General features: G+C 55.2%; 3 protein-coding genes. 2 read left to right on the forward strand and 1 reads right to left on the reverse strand.

The features are described 5' to 3' along the window. Together AAC01S_RS18100 and AAC01S_RS18105 are read left to right on the forward strand one after the other, a co-directional pair. Positions 1 to 1,529: ATP-binding protein (locus AAC01S_RS18100; protein WP_157071286.1), on the forward strand; the 1,529-nt coding region annotated here is incomplete at its 5' end. A gap of 62 nt (positions 1,530 to 1,591) precedes the next feature. Continuing rightward, complete coding sequence (locus tag AAC01S_RS18105) at positions 1,592 to 2,713, forward strand: transglutaminase domain-containing protein (RefSeq protein ID WP_067625810.1); 1,122 nt, start codon at positions 1,592 to 1,594, stop codon at positions 2,711 to 2,713. Positions 2,714 to 2,778: 65 nt separating this feature from the next. On the opposite strand, the gene AAC01S_RS18110 is transcribed toward AAC01S_RS18105, so the two are convergent. Beyond that, on the reverse strand, positions 2,779 to 4,156 hold a 1,378-nt coding region (locus tag AAC01S_RS18110; RefSeq protein ID WP_157071287.1), incomplete at its 5' end, for a sensor histidine kinase.

A 4,156-nucleotide genomic window follows, 5' to 3' on the forward strand; every position in this document is an offset into this window, starting at 1 on the left:
TTGTACATTTGACGCTCATCCCCTTATCAGCGGCGCTGATCTACGGCGGCACCCTCCCTGCGTCGTTGGTCCTGATTCCGCTCCTTTTATTGGATATCGCTTCTCGCCACGCTCCTGGCCTTCCCACGTGTGTCGCCCTTGTTATGCTCGCCATCGTCGCCATTCCTAGCGGCAGAAGGGCGTTCCTGTCGAGAGTCCGCAACAGGCTGCTCTTCGCCAACGTCGGTACGATTGTCTCCAATCTACCATGCCTCGTCGCGCATCTCGCAGGGCACACGCTCCACCGAACCGCTGCGACCGATGTCAGCCGCTTGACGATGGTCGATGTCGTTGGCCTCATCGTCGAATGTACCTGCACCACCGTTGTCTGCCTCGTGCTTGAAGGCATGATCTTGAACAGTCGCACGCGCGTTTGTCTGGCACAGTCTTCCTATGAATCAAAACTGAGTGCTGAACAGTACCAGTCGCTGGTTCGATACAATCCCAACGGTATCTGTGCGTTCGACAGGGCGGGCCAGTTGATCTCGGCCAACAGCGCCTATCTGAAGCTGGCAGGATGGTCTGAATCGGAGCTGCTCCAGCGCAAACTTCTGGAAGAATGGTTTGCGCAGGATCAGTTGCACGATATTCTTCAGGCGATTTATCGAGGTCGAACCGTTGAGGAGATTGAGGGGCAATTGACGGATCGGCAACAACGGCGGATCGACGTGCGTTACTCCTTGATCCCCACCATCGTCGACGGCGAAATCGTTGGCTTTTATGGAATCGTCCGCGACGTGAGCAAGGCAAAGATGGCCGAGGAGCTTTTGCGCAAGACAGAAAAACTATCCGCGGTCGGCGAGCTCGCCGCAGGCATCGCGCATGAAATCCGCAACCCCCTGACCGCCATCCACGGCTTTTTGAAGTTGATGATGGAGCAGGACGGGGATCGATACGCCTCGTACTACCACATCATTCGCCGAGAGCTAGGCAAAATTGAAGCCATCTCAGGGGAGTTGTTGACGTTGGCGCATCCGACCGCAGATCAACTGGTGGATTTTTCAATCACCACACTGTTGCAGGACGTCCGCATGCTGCTGCAAAACTACGCCGCGATGCATGGTGTAAAGCTGTGGATGGAAATTTCATCGGGCCCGATGACGATCCACGGCGAATTGTCCGGCCTCAAACAGGCTTTGATCAACGTGACTCGCAACGCCATCGAGTCGATGTCCAACGAAGGAACCGTCCTGATGCGCGCGGTCCGGTCAGACGGCTACGCGATTGTGGAAATCATTGATCAAGGTGTAGGGATGTCGGACGACACGATCCGACGTTTGGGCGAACCGTTTTTCACAAACAAGAACCAGGGCGCTGGTCTGGGCCTCATGGTCACGCACCAAATCGTCCGTCGGCACGGCGGCGACATTCATTACGACAGCAAGCCGCACGAAGGAACCAAAGTGACGATTCGGCTGCCAATCGGTGCAAAACATCAAGTGGCGCATCGAACCTTTGATAGCCATACGGGGCAGCGGGGCGTACAATGATCGGCGTATGGGGTCGATGAACTAAGGATCGAACGTACAAGTCTCGATGAAAGGAATCGCGCATGGACAACTGGTTTACGATTCTCGCAGCCGCGATTGTCATCGGTTCGGCTGTCTACGGTTTCGCTCGTGGATTTGGAAGAGAACTGCGGCACTTGAGCAGTCAACTGATCCATATGATAGTGATTGGCATCGCGATCTGGATCGCGTGGATCGCGAGCCAACACGCCCTGGACACAGTGCACCATCTTACGCCGAACTCGCTCCCGTTGTGGTTGACAAGAATTCTCTCCGCTTGGCAAAAATCGCCTAGAATCGGGAATCTGATTGTCTTCTTCGTCATCTACCTGATTCTGTCCAACATCATGTATGGCATCATCCGTCCCATGTACGCCATGATTCCGGTAAAGATGCCAACAATTCCCAATGTGTTCAGTCGGTTCATGGGCAGCGTGATGGGCGCCCTCGTCGGCGTGTTGCGCGTGGCGGTGCTTGGCGCCATCGCGTTTATTGCGACGGAATATCTGGCAGTCCCGTTTCTCCAGCACGCAACCGCGAAATCGCAGCCCTATCAAATTCTGCGAACGCACATCTACCAGCGTTGGCTTCAGCCACTGGTGGTTCGGGAACTGCCTGTTTTGGCGCAGGGAGCTCTTCAGCCCATCGCCCAAAACATCGCGCTCTTCGCCGTTCCCACGAGTGTCGACGGATCGGAGACAGGCGTCCTCGTCATCCCAAAACCAGTGGCCGAAAAAGCACACCAGATTACCAAGGGCATATCGTCGCCAGAAGCCAAAGCGTACGCGCTCTACGAATGGGAAATTCACAACATCACATACAACTGGAAAAAATATGACGATTATGTCGACCATGGTCGATGGGATGCCCAAACACCGCTGCAAACGCTCGAAACGAAGAAGGGCGTGTGTGCGGATTTCGCGCTTCTCTACGCCGACTTCGCCCACGCGAGCGGACTGACCGTCCGAATTGACGAAGGCTTGGCCGGCACGGCCTCCTCATACGGCAGCCACGCCTGGAACGAGGTCTACTTGCCACAGCAACACAAGTGGATACTTGTGGATACGACATGGGGCTCCGAACAGGATGCCTGGTTCAACGTCCCAGCGCAGCAATTCGACCAAACGCATGAAACGCAGCGGGTCATTACGATCTACGCCCAGTGATCCATCGAAGCGAGATGCGACCCGCACCCGTTTCGGCAGCGTTCGGCCGTCAGCTAACCGTCCAGCTACTGTTGCATGTGCAATCGGATCCTCATCGTCGTTCCGCGATCGCTACTGTCGGCGACCTCCACCACACCACCGTGCGCAAGCACGATGAAGCCCGTGAACGTAAGCCCCAGCCCAAGGCCATTCTTCTTGGTGGATCGGTACGGCATGAAGATGGATTCCCACTGCTCCTTCGGAATGCCGGTCCCCGAGTCGATCACGTCAATCTGCAGGTCGGCTTCTTGCTTCGTCAGATCGATCAACACATGCCGCTCCGCGACGTCGTCCGCAATCGCATCGATGGCGTTTTTGACGACGTTGACCAGGGCGGCCAGCAGCTTGTCCCGATCCGCCTCGACGACAATCCGCCGCTCTCCGGTTCGATTCACGAAGTCGAGCGTCACAGCTCTCGACTGGGCCATGGGCATGCACAGGGATATGGCTTCCTGAACGATGTCGATCACGTCGCGCCGCCTCAAATCGATCCGACCGTTTTTCAGGAAATCGCTGAACTCCCTGGCGATCCGATTGGCGTACTCGGACGAACTTTTCATGCGATGAACGATTTCCTGCGCTTTCTCGTTGAGATCGGATTGAACTCGGGGCAAAAATTCCGTCAAATATTTGATGGAGACCAACGGATTTCCCAGTTCATGGACCAACGCATGGGTAGCCATCACCAAAAAATTGACCCCCTTGCCGCGCTCTTCCACGGAAACTTGCTGCAGGTATCGAAGCAGATTGGCGGACATCTCGTTGACGTGATCGGCCAAAACGCCAATTTCGTCTGACCGGCGCACGCTCACGCGAACGTCGAAGTTGCGCGACCCAATCTGATCCACCGTAGCCGTGATCCTGCGAAGGGGACGAGCGAGAAATTCGCTGCCCGCGAAACTGAGACCAAGAACCACCAAAATGAGCAATACCGAAACAATGAGCGCGTTATGCCACAGATGGTGCAACGTCTCGTTGATCACGCGGTTGCCAGTGACCACTTCAACAACGTACTTGGAACCGTTCAGACTGTCCGGTATAAATGTTTTCAATACCCGCTTGCCATCGATCACGTCTTGGACACTCACGACATGTTTCGTCGAGCAGGCCTTGTTCTTCGCCGCGACGTCGAGCGATTGGTTGCGATAGGCGTACGTGCCGTACATCACTGGCCGATTGGAGACGTCGACCCACGTTGTACCCTTGTACGAATAGCTTTCGAGCTTTTTTTGACCGAACGACGAGTTGAGCACCGCGATCGCCAAAATATCCGGATTCGAGGCCTGCAGCCGTTTGATAAACGTATTGATGCCGACATCTTTTTGATAGTCGGTAATGGACGTCGATACGAAGAAGGGATCGATCATATAATCGGTCGAGCCATCGTAATAGTATCCCCATTTA

The sequence above is a fragment of the Alicyclobacillus acidiphilus NBRC 100859 genome, assembly GCF_001544355.1.
Classification (GTDB): domain Bacteria; phylum Bacillota; class Bacilli; order Alicyclobacillales; family Alicyclobacillaceae; genus Alicyclobacillus; species Alicyclobacillus acidiphilus.